The sequence below is a fragment of the Bradyrhizobium sp. HKCCYLRH2015 genome (assembly GCF_051168215.1).
Lineage (GTDB): Bacteria > Pseudomonadota > Alphaproteobacteria > Rhizobiales > Xanthobacteraceae > Bradyrhizobium.
Genome location: NZ_JBNPUO010000012.1, coordinates 165,352 through 184,991 on the forward strand (window position 1 = coordinate 165,352; position 19,640 = coordinate 184,991).

General features: G+C 65.5%; 19 protein-coding genes. 14 read left to right on the forward strand and 5 right to left on the reverse strand.

Annotated elements, in window-relative coordinates; genetic code table 11:
- Nucleotides 1-12: 12 nt before the first annotated feature.
- Nucleotides 13-1,227: a M20 family metallopeptidase gene (locus ACQR1H_RS28905; protein WP_434908573.1), complete on the forward strand. Its 1,215-nt coding sequence runs from the start codon at nt 13-15 to the stop codon at nt 1,225-1,227.
- Between the two features lie 8 nt (nt 1,228-1,235).
- On the opposite strand, the gene ACQR1H_RS28910 is transcribed toward ACQR1H_RS28905, so the two are convergent.
- From ACQR1H_RS28910 to ACQR1H_RS28925, 4 genes are all read right to left on the reverse strand, one after another.
- Nucleotides 1,236-1,592 (reverse strand): carboxymuconolactone decarboxylase family protein, encoded by a 357-nt coding sequence (locus ACQR1H_RS28910; RefSeq protein ID WP_315712545.1) that lies wholly within the window; start codon nt 1,590-1,592, stop codon nt 1,236-1,238.
- Nucleotides 1,593-1,600: 8 nt separating this feature from the next.
- Nucleotides 1,601-4,822 (reverse strand): efflux RND transporter permease subunit, encoded by a 3,222-nt coding sequence (locus ACQR1H_RS28915; RefSeq protein ID WP_315800382.1) that lies wholly within the window; start codon nt 4,820-4,822, stop codon nt 1,601-1,603.
- On the reverse strand, nt 4,819-5,808 hold the full coding sequence (locus tag ACQR1H_RS28920) for an efflux RND transporter periplasmic adaptor subunit (RefSeq protein WP_316183486.1): 990 nt from the start codon (nt 5,806-5,808) through the stop codon (nt 4,819-4,821). The genes ACQR1H_RS28915 and ACQR1H_RS28920 overlap by 4 nt, the downstream gene beginning before the upstream one ends.
- A gap of 125 nt (nt 5,809-5,933) precedes the next feature.
- Entirely contained in the window at nt 5,934-6,233 is a 300-nt protein-coding gene (locus tag ACQR1H_RS28925; protein WP_315800450.1) for an ArsR/SmtB family transcription factor, read from the reverse strand.
- Between the two features lie 120 nt (nt 6,234-6,353).
- Here ACQR1H_RS28925 and ACQR1H_RS28930 point away from each other — a divergent pair, with 120 nt between their 5' ends.
- From ACQR1H_RS28930 to ACQR1H_RS28950, 5 genes are all read left to right on the forward strand, one after another.
- Nucleotides 6,354-7,640 carry an NAD(P)/FAD-dependent oxidoreductase gene (locus ACQR1H_RS28930; RefSeq protein WP_315800380.1) on the forward strand — a complete coding sequence of 429 codons (1,287 nt, stop codon included), beginning with the start codon at nt 6,354-6,356 and terminating at the stop codon, nt 7,638-7,640.
- Nucleotides 7,637-8,077, forward strand: a complete 441-nt coding sequence (gene trxC / locus ACQR1H_RS28935) for a thioredoxin TrxC (protein WP_315800379.1) — start codon at nt 7,637-7,639, stop codon at nt 8,075-8,077. The genes ACQR1H_RS28930 and trxC overlap by 4 nt, the downstream gene beginning before the upstream one ends.
- Before the next feature lie 61 nt (nt 8,078-8,138).
- Nucleotides 8,139-8,342, forward strand: a complete 204-nt coding sequence (locus tag ACQR1H_RS28940; RefSeq protein ID WP_315739305.1) for a YgaP family membrane protein — start codon at nt 8,139-8,141, stop codon at nt 8,340-8,342.
- Nucleotides 8,343-8,379: 37 nt separating this feature from the next.
- On the forward strand, nt 8,380-9,825 hold the full coding sequence (gene ccoG, locus ACQR1H_RS28945) for a cytochrome c oxidase accessory protein CcoG (RefSeq protein WP_315800377.1): 1,446 nt from the start codon (nt 8,380-8,382) through the stop codon (nt 9,823-9,825).
- Nucleotides 9,826-10,021: 196 nt separating this feature from the next.
- Nucleotides 10,022-10,228, forward strand: a complete 207-nt coding sequence (locus tag ACQR1H_RS28950) for a hypothetical protein (protein ID WP_315712536.1) — start codon at nt 10,022-10,024, stop codon at nt 10,226-10,228.
- Between the two features lie 22 nt (nt 10,229-10,250).
- Here the strand turns inward: ACQR1H_RS28950 and ACQR1H_RS28955 are convergent, their stop codons facing one another.
- Nucleotides 10,251-10,889 (reverse strand): TetR/AcrR family transcriptional regulator, encoded by a 639-nt coding sequence (locus ACQR1H_RS28955; protein ID WP_434908574.1) that lies wholly within the window; start codon nt 10,887-10,889, stop codon nt 10,251-10,253.
- A 265-nt stretch (nt 10,890-11,154) separates the two neighbouring features.
- On the opposite strand from ACQR1H_RS28955, the gene ACQR1H_RS28960 reads away from it, so the two are divergent.
- Genes ACQR1H_RS28960 through ACQR1H_RS28995 form a run of 8 tightly spaced genes read left to right on the forward strand, consistent with a single transcriptional unit; the run spans nt 11,155 to nt 19,540 of the window.
- Nucleotides 11,155-12,015 carry an FAD binding domain-containing protein gene (locus ACQR1H_RS28960; protein WP_315800449.1) on the forward strand — a complete coding sequence of 287 codons (861 nt, stop codon included), beginning with the start codon at nt 11,155-11,157 and terminating at the stop codon, nt 12,013-12,015.
- Nucleotides 12,012-12,545 carry a (2Fe-2S)-binding protein gene (locus tag ACQR1H_RS28965; protein WP_315800375.1) on the forward strand — a complete coding sequence of 178 codons (534 nt, stop codon included), beginning with the start codon at nt 12,012-12,014 and terminating at the stop codon, nt 12,543-12,545. The genes ACQR1H_RS28960 and ACQR1H_RS28965 overlap by 4 nt, the downstream gene beginning before the upstream one ends.
- Nucleotides 12,542-14,917: a xanthine dehydrogenase family protein molybdopterin-binding subunit gene (locus tag ACQR1H_RS28970; RefSeq protein WP_434908575.1), complete on the forward strand. Its 2,376-nt coding sequence runs from the start codon at nt 12,542-12,544 to the stop codon at nt 14,915-14,917. The genes ACQR1H_RS28965 and ACQR1H_RS28970 overlap by 4 nt, the downstream gene beginning before the upstream one ends.
- A gap of 24 nt (nt 14,918-14,941) precedes the next feature.
- Nucleotides 14,942-16,192 carry an ABC transporter substrate-binding protein gene (locus ACQR1H_RS28975; protein WP_316215598.1) on the forward strand — a complete coding sequence of 417 codons (1,251 nt, stop codon included), beginning with the start codon at nt 14,942-14,944 and terminating at the stop codon, nt 16,190-16,192.
- A 10-nt stretch (nt 16,193-16,202) separates the two neighbouring features.
- On the forward strand, nt 16,203-17,075 hold the full coding sequence (locus ACQR1H_RS28980; RefSeq protein WP_315800372.1) for a branched-chain amino acid ABC transporter permease: 873 nt from the start codon (nt 16,203-16,205) through the stop codon (nt 17,073-17,075).
- Entirely contained in the window at nt 17,075-18,076 is a 1,002-nt protein-coding gene (locus ACQR1H_RS28985; protein WP_434900263.1) for a branched-chain amino acid ABC transporter permease, read from the forward strand. The genes ACQR1H_RS28980 and ACQR1H_RS28985 overlap by 1 nt, the downstream gene beginning before the upstream one ends.
- Complete coding sequence (locus tag ACQR1H_RS28990) at nt 18,073-18,828, forward strand: ABC transporter ATP-binding protein (protein ID WP_434848240.1); 756 nt, start codon at nt 18,073-18,075, stop codon at nt 18,826-18,828. Before ACQR1H_RS28985 ends, ACQR1H_RS28990 begins: the two co-directional genes overlap by 4 nt.
- Nucleotides 18,821-19,540 carry an ABC transporter ATP-binding protein gene (locus ACQR1H_RS28995; RefSeq protein ID WP_434872917.1) on the forward strand — a complete coding sequence of 240 codons (720 nt, stop codon included), beginning with the start codon at nt 18,821-18,823 and terminating at the stop codon, nt 19,538-19,540. Before ACQR1H_RS28990 ends, ACQR1H_RS28995 begins: the two co-directional genes overlap by 8 nt.
- Nucleotides 19,541-19,640 lie beyond the last annotated feature (100 nt).

The window sequence follows — 19,640 nt, forward strand, 5'->3', positions numbered from 1 at the left end:
AGGATTGACCCGATGGACCGCAACGACCTGCTCGCCCGCATCGATATTCCCGCCTCGCTCGCGCTGCTGTCGCGCATGGTACAGCACAAGAGCTATTCGAAGACCGAGGGCGAGAAGCAGCTCGCGGCCTTCATGGCCGAACAGATGAGCGCGATCGGCCTGGATGCCGCCCTCGCTCCGTTCGGGGCCGAGGGCCGGGTCAACGCGGTCGGCCGCTGGCACGGCACCGGCGGCGGCAAGAGCCTGCTCTTCAACGGCCATGTCGATACAAATCCGGTGACCGAGGGCTGGACCGTCGATCCCTGGGCGGGGAAGGTCGACGACGACTTCATCTACGGCATCGGCGTGTCAAATATGAAGGCCGGCGACGCCGCCTATTTCTGCGCGGTCAAGACGCTGATCGAGGCCGGCGTGAAGCTGCGGGGCGATGTCATCCTGACCTATGTGGTCGGCGAGCTGCAGGGTGGAGTCGGCACCTATTCGCTGCTGGAGCAGGGGCTGCGCGCCGACTATTTCATCAATTCGGAGCCGACCGACCTCAAGGCGATGACGATGCATGCCGCGGCCTTCATGTTCATCATCGAGCTCGTCGGCAACACGCGGCATCTGTCGAAGCGCGAGGAGGCGGTGGACGCGATCACCGCCGTCTGCGATCTCATTCCGCGTCTCAACGCGATGCGGTTCTCCGGCGCGCGTTCGCCGGCACATGAGGCCATCAACCGCGTCCATGTCGGCGTCGTGCACGGCGCGCTCGGTCGTGAGTTGCACGAATGGCGCACGCCGCAGGTCGCGGATTTCGTCCGCATCAAGGGCTCCGGCCGTTACGCTCCAGGGCAGACCGAGCAGGGCGCGCTCGCGGACATGCGGCGCGAGCTCGATGCGCTGGAGGGGCGTTTTCCCGGCCTGAAGGCCCATCTGATGTCGGAGGACCGCGCCGGCGTGCCGACCATGCCGCCGTTCGAGGTCGCGCCGGACAGCCCGATCGTCCGTGCCGTCAACAATGCCTATCGCGTCGTGCGTGGCGCCTCCCAGCCGACCGGCCCGGTGGCGCCGAGCTGCTTCTACGGCACCGATGCCGGCCATCTCTATACGTATGGCGGCATGGAGGGCATCGTCTGCGGGCCGGGCGGCCGCTACAACACGATGCCGGACGAGCGCGTCGACATTCCCGACTATCTCGACATGATCCGCATCTACATGCTGGCCATTCTCGATATCTGCGACTGAACCTGCGCTCAGGCGGCGGCTGCCTGTTGCTGGAATTGCTCGAACGCCGCAATCGCATCGGCGGCATACATCAACGACGGTCCGCCGCCCATGTAGATCGCCATGCCGAGCGTCTCCTCGACCTCCTGCCGGCTTGCACCGAGACGGACGAGCGCCTCCGCGTGGAAGCCGATGCAGCCGTCGCACCGGACGGCGACCCCGATCGCCAGCGCGATCAGCTCTTTGGTCTTCTTGTCGAGCGCGCCATCAGCGGCGGCGGCCCTCGCCAATGCAGAGAAGCCCTGCATCACGTCCGGAATGTCCTTGCGCAGCGTCTTCAGGTTACCCGAGATGTCCTTGCAGATCTCGCTGTACAGTTTGGTCATGATAGCTCCTACGACATCTTCGTGGTGGGTTTGCCGGGCTCGCGCAGCGCGATGTAGATCGCGGGGATCACGAGCACGGTGAGCAGGGTGGAGGAGGCCAGACCGAACAGCAGCGAGATCGCCAGACCCTGGAAGATCGGATCGAGCAGGATCGTCGCAGCACCGATCATCGCCGCCAGCGCCGTCAGCAGGATCGGCTTGAAGCGCACGGCGCCGGCCTCCAACACGACGTCGCGCAGGGTCTTGCCCTCGCCGCCGCTGTGGCGGATGAAGTCGACCAGCAGGATCGAGTTGCGGACGATGATGCCGGCCAGCGCAATGAAGCCGATCATCGACGTCGCGGTGAACGGCGCGCCCAGCAACCAGTGGCCGAGCAGGATGCCGATCAGTGTCAGCGGGATCGGCGTCAGGATCACCAGCGGGAGCCGGAAGCTCTTGAACTGCGCCACGACCAGAACGTAGATGCCGAGGATGGCCGCGCCGAATGCGGCGCCCATGTCGCGGAAGGTCACGTAGGTGATCTCCCATTCGCCATCCCACAGCAGCGTCGGACGGGACTCGTCCGCCGGCTGGCCGTGGAAGCCGATCACCGGCTTCGGCAGCTTGCCCCAGTCATGGGCGTCGATCCGGTCGGCGACCGCGAGCATTCCGTAGAGCGGCGCCTCGAAGCGGCCGGCGAGTTCTGCCATCACCATGTCGGCAAAGCGGCCGTCGCGGCGGAAGATCATCGGCGACCCCTCTTCCATGGTGGCCTTCACCACCTGGCCGAGTTCGACGACAGTCTTGCTGCCGGGCAACGTGTTGGCGGGCACCGGCGTCGATGCCAGGGCCTGACTCCAGCTCTTGTCGTGCTTCGGCAGACGCACGGCGATCTCGATCGGATTGCGGTCTTCGCCGCGATGCGAGTAGCCGACCGAGACGCCGCCGAACAGCGTCTGGATCGTGTCGTAGACGTCTCGCTGCTCGACACCGAAGAACTCGAGACTGTCCTGGTCGATCGACAGCCGCAGCCGCGGCCGGCGCTGGCCGATGGAATCGTCGATATCGACGATGAAGGGAACGTCGGCGAAGACCTTCTTGAGTTCGGTGGTGACGGCGCGCCGGGTCGCCGCGTCCGGACCGTAGATCTCGGCGAGCAGGGTCGCGAGCACCGGCGGCCCGGGCGGCACTTCGACCACCTTGATGCTGGTGCCGGCAGGCACAGGGATGCTCTTCAGCCGCTGCCGCAACTCGAGCGCGATGTCGTGGCTCGCGCGCTTGCGGTCGCCGCGCGCGGCGAGATTGACCTGGAGCTCGCCGAGCTCGGGCCGTTCGCGCAGATAATAGTGCCGGACGAGGCCGTTGAAGTTGAACGGCGCCGCCGTACCGGCATAGCTCTGCACATTCGTTATCTCGGGCAGCCCATGCGCGATATCGGCGGCCGCGAACAGCGTGCGCTCGGTATCCTCCAGGCTCGCGCCCTCGGGGAGATCGACCATCACCGCGATCTCCGACTTGTTGTCGAACGGCAGCAGCTTGACGGTGACGGACTTGGTCGCGAACAGCGTCATCGACAGCAGTGTGGCGATGCCGACGCCGAGCAGGAAGATCCAGGCGGAGCGCTTGCTGGCGACGATCGGGCGCGCGACGCTGCGATAGATGCGTCCGAGACGGCCTTCGCCATGCGCGTCATGAGAGTCCGCAGAGGCGCTGGTCGACCTCGGCGCCAGCCGCAGCATCAGCCACGGCGCCACCACCATGGCGACGAAGAACGAGAACAGCATCGCCGCCGAGGCGTTGGCCGGGATCGGCGCCATGTAGGGACCCATCAGTCCCGACACGAACAGCATCGGCAGCAGGGCGGCGACCACGGTCAGGGTCGCGACAACGGTCGGATTGCCGACTTCGGCGACGGCCTCGATGGTGGCCTGCAGGCGCGGCCGGCCGTCATGCATGCCCCAATGGCGCGCGATGTTCTCGACCACGACGATGGCGTCGTCGACTAGGATGCCGATCGAGAAGATCAGCGCAAACAGGCTGACCCGGTTGATCGTGTAGCCCATCAGATTGGCGGCGAACATCGTCAGCAGGATCGTGGTCGGAATCACCACGAAAGTGACGAGGGCCTCGCGCCAGCCGATGGCGACCGCAATCAGCACGACGATCGAGATCGTGGCGAGGCCAAGATGGAACAGCAGCTCGTTGGCCTTCTCATTGGCGGTCTCGCCGTAGTCGCGCGTCACCGTGACGGCGACGTCGCTCGGAATGAGACTGGCCTTCAGCCCTTCGAGGCGCTGCGCGATGTCGTGCGACACCACCACGGCATTGGCGCCGGCGCGCTTGGCGAGCGCAAGACTTACCGCCGGCACCCGGTGCCAGTCGCCCTTGTCGTTGCGGGCGTCGTCCCAGACGCGGTGCTCGGCGAGATTGGGGCCGATGACCACGGTGGCGACGTCGCGCACATAGACGGGACGACCATCGCGCGTCGAGATCAGGAGCAGGCCGATATCCGGGATGCCCGTGAGCGTCTGGCCCGCGGCGACATTGCGCACGATGCCGCCGTCGCGAACGTCTCCGGCCAGGAACGAGCGGTTCGCGTCCTTCACCTTGGCGACGAGCTGCTGCAGGGTCACGCCGAACAGCGACAGCTTTTCCGGATCGGGCTCGACCCGGATCTGCTGGGCGCCGCCGCCGGAGATATAGGTCAGGCCGATATTGTCGACCTTGGTCAGCTCCGCCCGCAGCTTGTCGGCGAGCTCGTAGAGGTCCTTGTCGGACCAGCGCCCGGCGGCCTCCGGCTTCGGCGACAGCGTCAGCACGGTGACGGCGACGTCGTTGATGCCGCGGCCGACGATCAGCGGCTCGGGAATGCCGACGGGGATGCGGTCGAGGTTGGCGCGCAGCTTCTCGTGGACGCGCAGGATCGCGTCCTCGAACTTGGTCCCCACCAGGAACCGCGCGGTGACCATGACACGGTCGTCCTCGGTCTGGCTGTAGACGTGTTCGACGCCATCGATCGCCTTGACGATGGTCTCCAGCGGCTTGGTCACGAGCTCGACGCCGTCGGGCGCACGCAGGCCGTCGGCGTTGACACGGATGTCGACCATCGGCACGCTGATCTGCGGCTCTTCCTCGCGCGGAATCACGACGACGGCGATGAGGCCGACCACGAGCGCCGCGAGCAGAAACAGCGGCGTCAGCGGCGAGGCGATGGTCGCCTGGGTAAGCTTGCCTGAGAGTCCGAGTTTCACGGCTGCACCAACTGGTCGCCGGCGCGCAGGCCGGACAGGATTTCAAGTCCATCGGGGAGATCGGCGCTCGGCAGAGCGCGTCCGCGCTGCACCGGAACGCTCACCTTCTGCGTCCCTTGCTGTAACTGGACATAGTCGATGCCGAACCGTGTCGTAACGTAGCGGGACGGAATCACGAAGGCGTCGCGCTGGCCGCCGGAGATCCAGACCCGCAGCCGGTCGCCGACGAAATACTGGCCGAGACCCGAGACGATCGCGTCCGCCACGACCCGGCCTTCCTCGATCTGCGGATAGACGAGGTCGATCACGCCCCATTTGTCGGAGCTGTCGCCGAACTCGGCGCCGTCGACCCGGACCTTGTCGCCGGCCTTGAGAAAGAGAGCGTGGCGCTCGGGCACGCGCAGTCGCAGCTTGAAGTTCTGCTGCGCCACCGTGACCACGGGATCGCCGGGCAGCACCACCGACCCGACGGCAACCAGCTTCTTCAACACGCGGCCGTCATCGGGCGCCAGCACCTGGCCTTCGCTCATCTGCTGGTTGACCACGGCGCGCTCGGCGGTCTTGGCCCGCAGCGAATTCTCGGCGACGTTCAGCGCGGTGCGCGTCTCGTCGAGCTTGACCCGGGGCAGGGTGCCACGCTCGACGAGCCCCTCGGTGCGGGTGAAGTCGATCTGCGCCTGATTGGCCTGGGCCTGCAGCGCTTCGATCTGGGCGTCGAGCGATTTGATCTGCAGGGCCAGTTTGTCGTCGCCGATCAAGGCGATGGGCTGGCCGCGCTTGACCGGGTCGCCTTCGCGCACCGAAAGCTGCACGATGGTGCCGCCGATGCGGCCGCGGGCAGGGACCACGCTGATGCTCTCCACCGTCGCGAACACCGCCTTCTCGTCGGCGACCTGCCGCGGCGCCACCGTCAGCGTCTCCGCAAGGGCCGGCGCTGCCTGCCACGCCATCGCGGCGATCAAGCTCAGGACCGATAATCTGCGCATCAGCCTATTCCTGTCTGGTTTGATTCGAATTGTGAGATTGGGCGAGCCGTCCGCGGTCGGCTGCAGACATCTCACCTGGATGGGGGTTCCCGTTTGATATTGGTCAAGATGCCGGTCCGGCATCCTCATAGTCTCGGTCGCGGTCTCGGCCCGCAGTACACCTGATAGAGCGTCTTGAGGACCTCGCGGGCCGGATCGCTTGTGATCGAATAGTAGATCGTCTGCCCCTCGCGCCTGGCGGTGACCAGGCCGTCCTTGCGCAGGAGCGCCAGGTGCTGCGACACGGTCGAATCGCGCAGGCCGAGAAACTCGGCCAGTTCTCCAACCGACCGCTCGTCGTCGACCAGCTGGCAGATGATCAGGAGGCGATGGCGGTTCGACAGCGCCTTCAGGAGGTCGCTGGCCTGGTCCGCCGCCGCTTCCATGATGTCAGCATCAATTTTCATAGTTGCGTATATACAGATATTCGAATATATAGTCAAGGCCGGCGGCGGCGCCGCGGTGACATGAAGCAAGAATGAATCAAGTGCGGATGGAGGATCCCAATGGCGGAAATCGTGGTGATCGGGGCGGGGCTGAGCGGCTCGCTGATGGCTTATGAAATGTTGCCGCAACTGAGGAGGGAGGATCGCGTGACCGTTGTCTCGCAGGGATCCTCCTATCATTTCGTGCCATCCAACCCATGGGTGGCCGTGGGCTGGCGCAAGCGCGACGAGATCGAGATCGATCTGGTCGACGTCATGCAGCGCAAGGGCATCCGGCTGCTGACGCAGGGCGCCAAGCGCGTGCATCCAGCCGAGAACCAGGTCGAGCTGACGGATGGCGGCATGGTGGCATACGATTATCTCGTCGTCGCCACCGGTCCCGAACTCGCCTTCGACGAAATCCCGGGACTTGGACCCGATGGGCATACGCAATCCGTGTGCCATGTCGACCACGCCGCTCATGCCAAGGCCGCCTTCGACAGGCTCGCCGAGAAGCCCGGGCCGGTGATTGTCGGTGCGGTACAGGGCGCCTCCTGCTTCGGCCCCGCTTACGAATTCCTCTTCATCCTGGAAACCGAGCTGCGCCGGCGCAAGATGCGCGACCAGGTGCCGATGACCTTCGTGACCTCCGAGCCCTATATCGGCCATCTCGGCCTCGACGGCGTCGGCGACACCAAGGGCCTGCTGGAAAGCGAGATGCGCGAAAAGCACATCAAGTGGATTACCAGCGCGCGCGTCACCAAGGTCGAGGATGGCCGCATGTTCGTGGAGGAGGTCGCCGACGACGGCACCGTCCGTAAGACGCACGAGCTGCCGTTTGCCTATTCGATGATGCTGCCCGCCTTTCGCGGCGTGGGAGCCGTCCGCGGCATCGACAAGCTCACCAATCCCCGCGGCTTCGTCGTCGTCGACAAGCATCAGCGTAATCCGACCTTCCCCAACGTGTTTGCCATCGGCGTCTGCGTTGCGATCCCGCCGATCGGGCCGACGCCGGTGCCGGTCGGCGTGCCCAAGACCGGCTTCATGATCGAATCGATGGTGACGGCGACGGCCTTGAACATCGGGGCGCTGCTGCGCGGCCAGGAGCCAAAAGCCGAGCCGACCTGGAACGCGATCTGTCTTGCCGATTTCGGTGATTCCGGCGTCGCGTTTCTGGCCCAGCCGCAGATCCCGCCGCGCAACGTCAACTGGTCGTCGAAGGGAGAGTGGGTGCATTACGCCAAGGTCGCCTTCGAGAAGTACTTCCTGCGCAAGATGAGGCGCGGGACGCCCGAGCCGTTCTACGAGAAGTTCCTGCTCGACCGGCTCAACATCGCCAAGATCAAGGAGGTCAGGACCGGGACATGAGCAACGGTTTGCAGATCGTGTGCGGCCATTGCGGGCAGATCAACCGTCTGCCCGCGGACCGGGCGCCGACGCAGGGGAAATGCGGCAAGTGTCATACGCCGCTGTTCGGCGGCCATCCGATCGAGGTCGACCAGGCCGCGTTCGAACGTCATGTCGCGCATAGCAGTTTGCCGCTGCTCATCGACGTCTGGGCGCCGTGGTGCGGTCCATGCCGTGCGATGGCGCCGATGTTCGCGCGCGCGGCCCAGGAGCTGGAGCCGCGTGTTCAACTCTTGAAGCTGAACTCGGACGAGGCGCCGGAGGTGTCGGCACGGTTCGGCATCTCCGGAATTCCGACCATGCTGCTGTTGCAGCAGGGGCGGGAGCTGGCGCGGATCTCGGGTGCGATGGACTCGCAACGAATCGTCGCCTGGGCACTGTCCGGCCTGCGGCAATAGCCGTACCGCCGGGCAATCACTTGCTTGATTACGCTCAAATGCAACCATGAAGGAATATGTCATGAACGTCGACAAAGCGGTTCTCACCTTCGCAGGGATCGTCGTCCTGCTCAGTCTGGCGCTGGGTTGGTACGTCAGTCCCTACTGGTTCTTGCTGGCGGCCTTTGCTGGCGTGAACATGATCCAGGCCTCGTTCACGGGCTTCTGCCCGGCAGCGATCGTCTTCAAGAAGCTGGGGCTCAAGAGCGGCAACGCGTTCTCCTGAACCGATCGGAAGGACGGCAAGATGAAGCGGGGATATCATGGCTGACTCGGACGACACCTATATTGTCGGGCCGCTCTACAAGGCGCGCGACAAGGTCTATCCGGCGGCCGTGCACGGCCGCTTCCGGCGCATCAAGTGGACGATCCTGTGCATCACGCTCGGCATCTACTACCTGCTGCCCTTCGTCCGCTGGGATCGCGGACCCGGCATGCCGAACCAGGCGGTGCTGGTCGATTTCCCGCACCGCCGGTTCTACTTCTTCTTCATCGAGCTGTGGCCGCAGGAGGTCTACTACTTCACCGGCCTGCTCATCATTGCGGCGGTCGCCCTGTTCCTGATGAACGCGGTCGCCGGCCGGCTGTGGTGCGGCTATCTCTGTCCGCAGACGGTGTGGACCGACCTGTTCTACGCCGTCGAGCGCTGGGCCGAGGGCGACCGCCGTGAGCGCATGCTCAGCGACAAGCGCGGCTGGACCTTCACCCATATCCGCCAGGTTGCGCTCAAGCACTTCCTCTGGATCATGATCGGCTGGTGGACCGGCGGCGCCTGGGTGCTGTATTTCGACGATGCGCCGACCCTGGTGAAGGACCTTGCCACCTTCCAGGCGCCGTTCACCGCCTATCTCTGGATCGGCATCCTGACGGCGACGACCTACGTGTTCGCCGGTCACGCCCGCGAGCAGGTCTGCATCTATATGTGCCCGTGGCCGCGCATCCAGGCGGCGCTGACCGACGAATGGGCGCTCAACGTCACCTACAAGGGCGACCGCGGCGAACCGCGCATGTCGGTCAAGAAGGCGGAAGCCGCACGGCTGCAGGGCGCACCCGCCGGGGACTGCATCGACTGCCACCAATGCGTCAACGTCTGCCCGACCGGCGTCGACATCCGCCACGGCATCCAGCTCGGCTGCATCCAGTGCAGCCTGTGCATCGATGCCTGCGACAGCGTGATGACCCAGATCGGCCGTCCGACCGGCCTGATCGGGTACGACACCGACATCAACGTCCAGCGCCGCAAGGAAGGCAAGCCCGAGATCTACCGGATCATCCGGCCGCGCACGATCATCTATGCGAGCTTCATCGCGATCGTCGGCGGGATCATGCTGTACTCGCTGGCGACGCGCGGCACGATGGGCATCAACGTGCTGCATGAACGTAACCCGCTGTTCGTGCAGTTGTCGGATGGCGGCGTCCGTAACGACTACACGGTCCGTCTGCTCAACAAGCGCGGGCCGCGCGACTTCGTGCTGGACGTCGTGGGGCTTCCGAACGCGAAGGTGACGGTGGCCGGGGAGACGCGCGAGCAGGACGGTCGCATGGTGATCGATGTCGGTCAGGATCAGACCCGCGAGATCCGCATGTCGATCGAGGCCAAGGGGGCCGACCTTCCCTCCGCGCCGGTGGACATCGAGATCAAGATCACGGATCCGGCGACCGGGACGTCGGTCAGCAAACGCGATCACTTCGTTCCAGCGACACGATAGAGCAGTGTCGTTCGATCGCCGACCGCGAGGCATCGCCGACAGTCCGTCGGCTCATCGGGACTGATCGAGGGAGGAGCGGTCGCTCCTCCCTCGATTGCTGAGTCCGGTTGTTCCAAATCAATGCCGCCTGGAGGCCGCAGGCAGAGCATTCTCGCGTCAAGGGATCGAAAGCTTTCCTACTGGCGGAGAAGGACAGATGTTCAAGGTCGCAATTCTCATCTGGGTCATGCTGGGCACGGTGCTGGCCGGCAGCGCGGTGACGGCATTGTTGACGGTGCAGGGGCTGGTCGCGAGTCCGATGAAAGACCTGCCGTTGGCGGCGCTGGTCGGATTCGTCGTCGCCATGCCGCTATCGTATCTCGTCGCCGCGAAGATCAAGGGCGGGCGCGGCCGGACGGCGTGACGGTCATCGACGATGGGCCGGATCATCGTAATGGTCCGGCCTGATCGTCGTGCAGCAGTCGCGGGAGTGCCAGTCTGGCGCCGTCCATGAAGAGGTCGATCGCATCACGGACGGTCTGCTCGAGATCGGATGGAACGGGTGTTTCGTAGATGAACTTTCGGATCGCGAGATAGAAGATGCGTCCGTGCAGTCCCCAGAACATCTCCGCCTCGCGGCTGCCGAGGGGGTGGGTCGCGGTGTCCGGAAGCTGCAGTTCATGCCGCAGCTCGATCGCGGCAGGCTCGATGATCTCGCGCCGGACGAGGTCGAGATAGCGGCCGGTGATGCCGAACGACTTCATGCCGGAGAACACGAAGATCCGCACCCAGTTGTATTCGAACACGCGCGCCACGTAGTCGAGATAGAAGCCGGTCAGTCGCGCCTTGAGCGGATGGCTGCGATCGCGGATCAGCGGGCCCCAGTCCTGCGACCAGCGGCTCAGATAGACCTCCTGATAGACGCGTTCGATGAGGGCTTCCTTGCTGGGGAAGTGCCGGTAGATCACCGAATGCGCGATGTCCATGCGCTTGGCGAGTTCCCGCGTCTGGCCTTCGAAGCCGCGCTCGGCGAAAAAGCGGATCGCTTCATCCACGATCAGGCGCTCGCGGTCGGCAGCGCGCATGTTGCGGCGCCTCGCCTGTGGGCGGCCGTCGGTTTTGCGCGGGCGTCCACCAATGCGGCCCTTCGTCTCAACGCTCGCTGTCTTCGGAGTCCTGGCCATGGTCTCAATCGATTGTGGCGACAAGCCTGTCTGATACCCGAAAGCAGATTTGTGACCAATCGTTCGTTTCTGGTTGACCGCACTGCCGCCGCGTGCAATTCTTTTGAGACCAGATGGTTACAAATCTGGAATTTCGGGCTGGCGAGCCCTGGCGGCGAGGAAACGGATGAAAGCGAGGGCTTTCAGCTATTTTCGTGCACACACGATCGGCGAGGCGCTCGAAGCTCATGCGAGCGCCGGCGACGATGCGCGATTCATTGCCGGTGGCCAGAGCCTGGTTCCGGCGCTGGCGTTGCGTCTCCAGGCCCCGCGAACTCTGATCGATATCAACCACATTGCAGAGCTGCGCGGCATCACGCGGGACGGCGAATGGTTGCGGATCGGCGCCTTGACCCGACACTGCGAGATGCTGACCGATCCCTTGATTGCCGAGTTTGCCCCGCTGTTGCGTGCCGCGGCGCCGTTCGTCGCGCATCCTGCCATCCGCAATCGCGGGACCTTTGGCGGCAGCGTCGCGCTGGCCGACCCGGCCTCCGAATTTCCGGCGATGGTGCTGGCGCTCGACGCCGAAATCGAGATTGCCGGCGCGTCCGGCCTGCGCCGCGTCAAGGCCGACGACTTCTTCACCGACCTTTTTGAGACTGCGATCGCGCCCGGCGAGCTCCTCGTTGCGGTTCATGTTCCTCTCTTCAAAGCCGGTCAGCGCATCGCGTTCGATGAGCTGGCCCGCCGGCGCGGCGACTATGCACTGGTCGGTTGCGGTTTGCTCGCGACCTGCCGGGGCGATCTGATCGAGCGCCTCCGCATCGCGTTCTTCTCGGTCGGCAATATCCCGACCCGTGCGAGACGGGCGGAGGCAGTCCTCACGGGCAGCCGGATCGATGCGGCACGGATTGCGGCCGCGCAGGCCGCGCTCGACGACGATCTCGCGCCTGCTGACATCGACGATGTTCCGGCGGCGATGCGCCTGCATCTGGCGCGCGTTCTGCTCGGCCGGCTGCTGGGACGGATCGGAGAAGCCGCATGAACGCGCCGGTCGACGTCGAGACCGAGGAGCAGGTCCGTATTCGCCTCATCGTCAACGGCCGCAAGGTCGCGTGTGACGTCGCGCCCCGCGACACGCTGGTGGATTGTCTTCGCCAGCAGCTCGAATTGACCGGCACGCATGCCGGTTGCGAGATGGGCGCCTGCGGCGCCTGTCTGGTTCAGCTCGACGGCGCTGCCGTGCATGGTTGCCTGATGTTTGCCGTGCAGGCCGATGGTGCGCGCATCGAGACCATCGAGGGGCTCTCGGAGAGCGGCGTGATCGCCGACCTGCAAGCCGAGTTTCATCGGCGCAATGCGCTGCAATGCGGGTTCTGCACGCCGGGCATGCTGATCACCGCTCATGAGCTGTTGACCCATTCGGCACAGCCGAGTCGCGAGAGCATCCGCGACGCGCTTTCGGGCAATTTCTGCCGCTGCACCGGATATGAAGCGATCGTTGACGCCATTGCCGCGGTCGCCGAGGCACGGGCGGCAACGGCATCGCAGGGCGCGGAGGGCTCGTCGCCATGACCGCGCCGCTGACCTCGCTCGACCGTCCGAATTCCTATATCGGCCGCTCCGTGCCGCGTCCGAATGCGAAGCGGCTGCTCGCCGGACGCGGGCACTATGTCACCGACATTCGCCTGCCGCGCATGCTGTACGCCGCCTTCCTGCGCAGCCCTTATGCTCATGCACGCATCACCGGCATCGAGGTCGATGCGGCGCGGGCGTTTGCGGGCGTTCATCTGGTCGCGACCGGCGCTGATCTCGCGAAGATCTGTACGCCATGGACCGGAACACTCGATCATTTCAAGGGCATGACGTCCGAGCCGCAGCTGCCGTTGCCGCCCGATCGCGTCGTCTGGGCCGGCCAGGCCGTGATTGCCGTGGTTGCCGAGAGCAGGGCGATCGCGGAGGATGCGCTGGAGCTGATCTCGGTCGGTTACGAGGAGCTGCCGGCGGTGGTCGATCTCGACGCCGCGCGCCAGCCGGGGACACCGCGGGTCAATCCGGCTTCCGCGTCCAACGTCTGCTTCCGCACGCAGCTCGACAGCGGCGGCGTCGACGAGGCCTTCGCGGCAGCCGCGCACGTGATCGAGCAGGAATTCAGCTTCGGCCGTCATACGCCGGTGACGCTCGAGCCGCGCGCCATCGTCGCGGACTATGATCCCGAGGGCGGTGCGCTGACGGTGCACCATGCGACGCAGACGCCTTATCAGTTCCAGGATCTGTACTCCCGCCATTACGGCATCCCGGAAGCCAGCGTGCGCGTGATCGCGCCGGATATCGGCGGCTCGTTCGGCATGAAGCTGCATGTCTATCACGAGGACATGGCGGTCGTCGGATTGTCGATCCTGCTCGGGCGCCCGGTCAAATACGTCGCCGATCGCATCGAGTCCTTCGTCTCGGATATTCATGCCCGCGATCACCATGTCCACGCGCGCATGGCCGTTGGTACCGACGGCAAGATCCTCGCCATGGATGTCCACGATGCCACGGCGATCGGCGCGTTCTCGACCTATCCGCGCACCAGCGTCGTCGAAGGCAACCAGGTCATCCGCCTGATCGGTGCGCCCTATTATTTCAAGTCCTATCGCGCCGCGCTCGAGGTCGTATTCCAGAACAAGGTGCAGACCAGCCAGTATCGCGCGGTCGGACATCCCATCGCCTGCGCGGTCACCGAGCGCATGGTGGATCTCGCCGCTGCCCGCGTCGGGCTCGATCCATTCGCGATGCGCGCCAGGAACGTGATTGCCGACAATGCCTATCCGACGGCTTCGCCGACCGGCTACAGGTTCGAGGCGCTGTCGCACGAAGTCTGCCTGCGGCGGCTGCGCGAGATCATGGACTATGACGCGCTACGGGCCGAGCAGGCCGAGCTGCGCCGGCGCGGTATCCATCGCGGCATCGGCATCGCGACCTTCGTCGAGATTACGAACCCCAGTCCGGCCTTCTACGGCGTCGGCGGCGCGCGCATCTCGTCGCAGGATGGCGCGACCGTCAGCCTGACGCCGTCGGGCGAGGTGCGCTGCGCGATCTCCGTGACGGAGCAGGGGCAGGGCACCGAGGCGATCATCAGCCAGATCGTCGCCGAGCAGCTCGGCCTCGCCCAGGAGCACGTCAAGATCATCACCGGCGATACCGAGGTCACGCCGCATGGTGGTGCGACCTGGGCCTGCCGCGGCGCGGGCATCGGTGGCGAGACGGCACTGCAGGCCGCGCGGAAGCTCAAGGCAAACATTCTGGAGATTGCCGCGCTGGTGCTGCAGGAGCAGCCCGCCGCGCTCGACGTCGTCGATGGCCAGATCGTCAGTGCCGCGACGGGGCAGCCGCGTCTGCCGGTCGCCGAGATCGCGCGCATCGCCTATTTCCGCTCCGACACCTTGCCGCCGGGCACCCAGGCGCAACTGACGGTCAGCCATCATTTCGCGCCGCAGGGCTACCCCTTCGCCTTCACCAACGGCATTCAAGGCTGCTATCTCGAAGTCGATGTCGAGACCGGCTTCATCAGGCTGCTGAAGCACTATGTCGTCGAGGACTGCGGCCGCATCATCAATCCGATGCTGGTCGACGAGCAGTTGCGCGGCGGTGTCGTTCAGGGTCTGGGCGCGGCGCTGTTCGAGGAATGCCGTTACGGTGAGACCGGCCAATTGCTCAACGGATCGCTGGCCGACTATCTGGTGCCGATGGCGATGGAGATGCCGGACATCACCATCGATCACGTCGAGACGCCGACGGCGGACACCATTCTCGGCGCAAAGGGCTGCGGCGAGGCCGGCACGGCCGCTGCCTCGGCCTGCGTGCTGAATGCGGTCAATGATGCGCTGATGCCCTTCGGCGCGACCATCAACACCATCCCGATCACGCCCGCGCGCGTGCTCAAGGCGCTCAACCGGTTCTAAGAAAAACGAATGAGGGAGGAGATCATGCCAAGCTACGAGACGAGGCTGCGACGCCCAGGAATATCCCGCCGCACGGCGTTGATGGGAATGTCGGCCGGTGTCGCCACGCTCGCGATGCCGCGCCTGGGACGCGCCGCCGATGACACCATCCGCATCGGCTTTCCGACGCCGCTGACCGGCCCGTTCGCCGCCGAGGCCCGTGACCAGGTCAAGTGCGCCGAGCTCGCCGTGAAGCTGGTCAACGACAAGGGGGGCATCGCCGGCCGCAAGGTCGAGCTCCTGGTGCGCGATGACAAGCTCAACGCCGGCGAGGCCGCGACGCGGACGCTGGAGCTGATCGAGAAGGACAAGGTGCACGCCGTCGTCGGCGCGCTCTCCAGCGCCGTCCAGCTCGCCGTCAACGAGGTGACGCGCGCCCGCGGCGTGATCTACGTGTCGATCAGCCAGTCCGACACCATCAACGAGGCCAAGGATTTCAGCAAGTACACCTTCCATGAGGCGCTGAACCCGCACATGACCACGGCGGCCGTGGCCCGCCAGACCATCAAGAAGGGCATGAAGGTCGCGCATCTCGTGGCCGACTATGCCTACGGCCATGAGATGCTGCGCGGCTTCAAGCGGGCGCAGACCGCTGTTGGCGCCGAGAGCGTCGGCGAGATCCTGCATCCGTTCGGTGCGGCCGACTATTCGACCTTCATGCCGCGGCTGATGTCGCTGCGGCCGGACGTGCTGTGCATCAGCAATTTCGGCCGCGACCAGGCCAACGCGATCAAGCAGGCGGTCGACTTCGGCATCAAGCAGCAGATGAAGATCGTGGTGCCGGTGATCCTGCACAACCAGCGTCTCGCCGTCGGGCCTGACGTGTTCGAGGGCGTGGTCGGAGGCGCCAACTATTATTGGGGTCTCGAGACCCAGAACAAGACCGCGGCCGAGTTCAACAAGGCGTTCCGGGCCGCCAATGGCGGCGCGATCCCGACCGATTACGGCGCCTATGGCTACTCGGGCGTCGGCTCGCTGCTGCAGGCGATGCAGGCCGCCGGCGGCACCGACACCGACAAGGTCGTCGCGGCACTGGAAGGACTGCAATACGACCTGACCAAGGGCCCGCAGCACTACCGCAAATGCGACCACCAGTCGGTGCAGTCGGTGCTGGTGCTGGAGTCCAAGAAGAAGTCGGCGATGGCCAACGAGAACGACCTGTTCGCGATCGTAGCCAGCGATCCCGGGGCGGACGAGATGCTGCGAAGCTGCAGCGAACTGGGTCATCCCACCTGATCCCGATCGCATGGACCTCTCGCTGATCATCATGCAGCTGTTTTCCGGCATCGCCCTTGGGGCGGTGCTGGTCATCACTGCGCTCGGTCTCACCATCGTGTTCGGCATGCTGGGTGTCGTCAATTTCGCCCACGGCGCGTTGTTCATGATCGGGGCCTATGCCGGCCTGTATGTGGCGTCGCTGACCGGCAGCTTCTGGTGGGGCTTGCTGCTCGCGCCAATTCTGGTCGGCGCATTCGGCATGCTGATCGAATACGTCCTGGTCCGTCGCCTGTATGGCCGCTCGATCGATGATCCCCTGCTGCTCACTTTCGGTCTCAGCTACATCCTGGTCGAGGGCGTGCGCATCGTATTCGGCAGCGATGGCATTCCGTTCCCGACCCCGTCGCAGTTGGTCGGCGTCGTCGATCTCGGTGTCGGCTTCTTTCCCAAATATCGTCTGTTCGTGATCGCGCTGGTGGCCGTCGTGCTGCTGGTGCTCTGGCTGATGCTGGAGAAGACCCGGGTCGGTCTGATCGTCCGGGCCGGCGCGCGTGATCCGCTGATCATGCGGGTGCTCGGGGTCGACATCGGCAAGGTGTGGCTCGCGATCTTCGGCCTTGGCGTCGGTCTCGCCGCGCTCGGCGGCGTGCTGGCGGGACCCATGCGCAGCGTCAATCCGGAGATGGGAACGCTGGTGCTGGCGGAAGCCTTCGTCGTCACCGTGATCGGCGGCCTTGGCTCGATCGTCGGTGCTGTCGTCGCCGGGCTGATGGTGGGGATCTGCATCAGCATGGTCGCGCTGTTCGCGCCCGAGATGGCGACGATCGTGATGTTCGCGCTGATGGCGGCCGTGCTGCTGGTGCGGCCGCAGGGTCTGTTCGGCCTCAAGGGGAGAGCGTGATGACGGTGCAGTCGACCGGCGAAGCACCGCCGCTTCCTCAGGCGCAGCGTCTCGTCGCGGTTCTCGCGGATCACCGCGTGCTGGTCTCGCTCATTGCGCTGGCGCTGCTGCCCTGGCTGCTGCCGTCGAAGGCGCTCGCCGTGAACGTCCTGATCTACGGCGTCGTGGTGATGGGCTACAATCTGCTGTTCGGCTACACCGGGCTGCTGTCGTTCGGCCACGCCGCATTCTTCGGCACCGGCGCGTATCTGACCGGCATCGCCATCGGCCGCTGGGGCCTGCCATGGTTCGTCGCGGTGCCGCTGGCGATCGCCGCGAGCACCTTGCTCGCCGCGTTGATCGGCACGATCTCGACGCGCACCCGCGGCATCTATTTCTCCATGGTCACGCTCGCGCTGGCGCAACTCGTCTACTACGTCGCGCTGCAGGCCTCCTCCTTCACCGGCGGCGAGAACGGGCTGCGCGGCTTCACGATCGAGCACATCGGTCTGTTCGGCGCGCAGATCAATTTCCTCGACCCCGTGAACAAATATTACGTGCTGATGGTGCTCGCGGCGATCGCGATCTGGGTGCAGTCGCGGATCCTCAACTCGCCGTTCGGCGCCGTGATCGAAGCGATCAGGGAGAACGAGCAGCGCGCGCGGGCCTGCGGCTACGACGTCGAGCGCTGCAAGCTGATCGTGTTCATGCTGTCGGGCGCGATCTCCGCCGTCGGCGGCTGCATGTCGGCGCTGCATCTGTCCATCGTTCCGCTCGACATCCTGCACTACCAGACCTCCGGCATGATCGTGATGATGGTGCTGCTCGGTGGCGCACGCAGCTTCTTCGGGCCGTTCGTCGGCGCCGCCACCTTCCTGATCCTGGAGGACGTCGTCTCGCTGTGGACGCCGCATTGGCAGATCGTCGTCGGCGCCATCTTCGTCGTGTTCGTGCTGTTCCTGCCCAAGGGCATCTGGGGCACGTTCCTCGATGTGCTGCCGATCGCGAGGCAACGCCGATGAGCACCGAGCTGCTGCGCGCCGACGGGATCGGCCGTCGTTTCGGCGCCTTCGTCGCGCTGGAAGGCATCTCGGTCGCGTTCGCGGCCGGCGAGCTGACCTCGATCATCGGCCCGAACGGGGCCGGCAAGAGCACCTTCTTCAACATTCTCTCCGGCACGCTGTCGCCGAGCAGCGGCACGTTGCGGTTCAAGGGCCGCGAGCTGAACGGCCTGCCGCAGCATCGCTTCGTGCATCAGGGCATCTCGCGCTCGTACCAGATCACCAACATCTTTCCCGATTTGTCGGTCCACGAGAATGTCCGGGTCGCCGCGCAGGCCATGCGCGTGAGCTACGACATCTGGCGCAAGCGCGCCGATCTTGCCGAACTCGGCGAACGCGCCGATGCAGCCTTGATGGCGGTCGGCCTGATCGGCCGGCGCTGCGAGCTCGCCAAGTATCTCGCCCATGGCCAGCAGCGCGCGCTGGAGATCGCGATTGCGCTGGTCTCCGAGCCGGAGCTTCTGCTGCTCGACGAGCCGACCGCGGGCATGGGGCCGGAAGAGACCAAGGAGATGGTGGCGCTGCTGGAGCGGCTCGCGGAGAAGCGCACGGTGCTGCTGGTCGAGCACAAGATGAAGATGGTGCTCGGCTTGAGCCAGCGGGTGCTGGTGCTGCATCACGGCCGGCTGCTCGCCGATGGTCGTCCTGAGGACATCCGATCCAATCCGGACGTGCGCCGGGTCTATCTGGGACAGAGTGAGGGCTATGGCTGAGACCGCGTTGCTCGAGCTCGACAATGTCCAGGCCTGGTACGGCGCCAGCCACGTGCTGCACGGCATCTCGCTGCGCGTGAACGAGGGTGAGGTGGTGGCGCTGGTCGGCCGCAACGGCGCCGGCAAGACCACGACCTTGCGTACCGTCATGGGGCTGATGCCGAAGGCCTCGGGCAGCGTGCGCTTCGCCGGCCAGGACCTGCTGCCGCTGGCCGCGCACAAGCGCTTCCATCTCGGCCTTGCCTATGTGCCGGAGGAGCGTCGCATCGTGCCGGGCCTGTCCGTGCGCGAGAATCTGCGGCTTGGGCTGGTCGCCGCCAAGGCCGACATCGACGAGCGCGTGGCATTCGCCGAGATCGCCGAGACCTTTCCGCGATTGAACGAGCGGCTGGACCAGGAGGGCGTCACGCTGTCGGGCGGCGAGCAGCAGATGCTGGCGATCGCGCGCGCCTTGATCGCGCGGCCGCGCATGGTGCTGCTCGACGAGCCCTCCGAAGGCATCATGCCGGTGCTCGTCGAGGAGATGGGCGTGCTGTTTCGCCGGCTGCGCGACCAGGGCAAGACCTTGCTGCTGGTGGAGCAGAATGTCGAATGGGCGCTGCGGCTCGCCGATCGCGCCGTCATCATTGACCAGGGCGAGGTCGTGCATGAGAGCAGCGCCGCGGCGCTGCTGGCCGACAAGGACATCCAGGATCGCTACTGCGCGGTGTGACGTTGCGCGGTTCGCCGGCATCATGACGGGTCATCTCGGCGGCGGCAGTTGCGGCAGGCGCGCAAGCCCGATGCCCGCGGCCCGAGACGATCTCACGGGC

Excerpts from the sequence above, each read along its gene's own strand:
- ccoG (WP_315800377.1), top strand. The coding sequence starts at position 8,380 with ATGGCTGACTCGGACGACACCTATATTGTCGGGCCGCTCTACAAGGCG.
- ACQR1H_RS28950 (WP_315712536.1), top strand. The coding sequence starts at position 10,022 with ATGTTCAAGGTCGCAATTCTCATCTGGGTCATGCTGGGCACGGTGCTG.
- ACQR1H_RS28965 (WP_315800375.1), top strand. The coding sequence starts at position 12,012 with ATGAACGCGCCGGTCGACGTCGAGACCGAGGAGCAGGTCCGTATTCGC.
- ACQR1H_RS28975 (WP_316215598.1), top strand. The coding sequence starts at position 14,942 with ATGCCAAGCTACGAGACGAGGCTGCGACGCCCAGGAATATCCCGCCGC.
- ACQR1H_RS28960 (WP_315800449.1), top strand. The coding sequence starts at position 11,155 with ATGAAAGCGAGGGCTTTCAGCTATTTTCGTGCACACACGATCGGCGAG.
- ACQR1H_RS28995 (WP_434872917.1), top strand. The coding sequence starts at position 18,821 with ATGGCTGAGACCGCGTTGCTCGAGCTCGACAATGTCCAGGCCTGGTAC.
- trxC (WP_315800379.1), top strand. The coding sequence starts at position 7,637 with ATGAGCAACGGTTTGCAGATCGTGTGCGGCCATTGCGGGCAGATCAAC.
- ACQR1H_RS28925 (WP_315800450.1), bottom strand. The coding sequence starts at position 6,233 with ATGGAAGCGGCGGCGGACCAGGCCAGCGACCTCCTGAAGGCGCTGTCG.
- ACQR1H_RS28905 (WP_434908573.1), top strand. The coding sequence starts at position 13 with ATGGACCGCAACGACCTGCTCGCCCGCATCGATATTCCCGCCTCGCTC.
- ACQR1H_RS28980 (WP_315800372.1), top strand. The coding sequence starts at position 16,203 with ATGGACCTCTCGCTGATCATCATGCAGCTGTTTTCCGGCATCGCCCTT.
- ACQR1H_RS28910 (WP_315712545.1), bottom strand. The coding sequence starts at position 1,592 with ATGACCAAACTGTACAGCGAGATCTGCAAGGACATCTCGGGTAACCTG.
- ACQR1H_RS28955 (WP_434908574.1), bottom strand. The coding sequence starts at position 10,889 with ATGCGCGCTGCCGACCGCGAGCGCCTGATCGTGGATGAAGCGATCCGC.
- ACQR1H_RS28920 (WP_316183486.1), bottom strand. The coding sequence starts at position 5,808 with ATGCGCAGATTATCGGTCCTGAGCTTGATCGCCGCGATGGCGTGGCAG.
- ACQR1H_RS28930 (WP_315800380.1), top strand. The coding sequence starts at position 6,354 with ATGGCGGAAATCGTGGTGATCGGGGCGGGGCTGAGCGGCTCGCTGATG.
- ACQR1H_RS28990 (WP_434848240.1), top strand. The coding sequence starts at position 18,073 with ATGAGCACCGAGCTGCTGCGCGCCGACGGGATCGGCCGTCGTTTCGGC.
- ACQR1H_RS28985 (WP_434900263.1), top strand. The coding sequence starts at position 17,075 with ATGACGGTGCAGTCGACCGGCGAAGCACCGCCGCTTCCTCAGGCGCAG.
- ACQR1H_RS28940 (WP_315739305.1), top strand. The coding sequence starts at position 8,139 with ATGAACGTCGACAAAGCGGTTCTCACCTTCGCAGGGATCGTCGTCCTG.
- ACQR1H_RS28970 (WP_434908575.1), top strand. The coding sequence starts at position 12,542 with ATGACCGCGCCGCTGACCTCGCTCGACCGTCCGAATTCCTATATCGGC.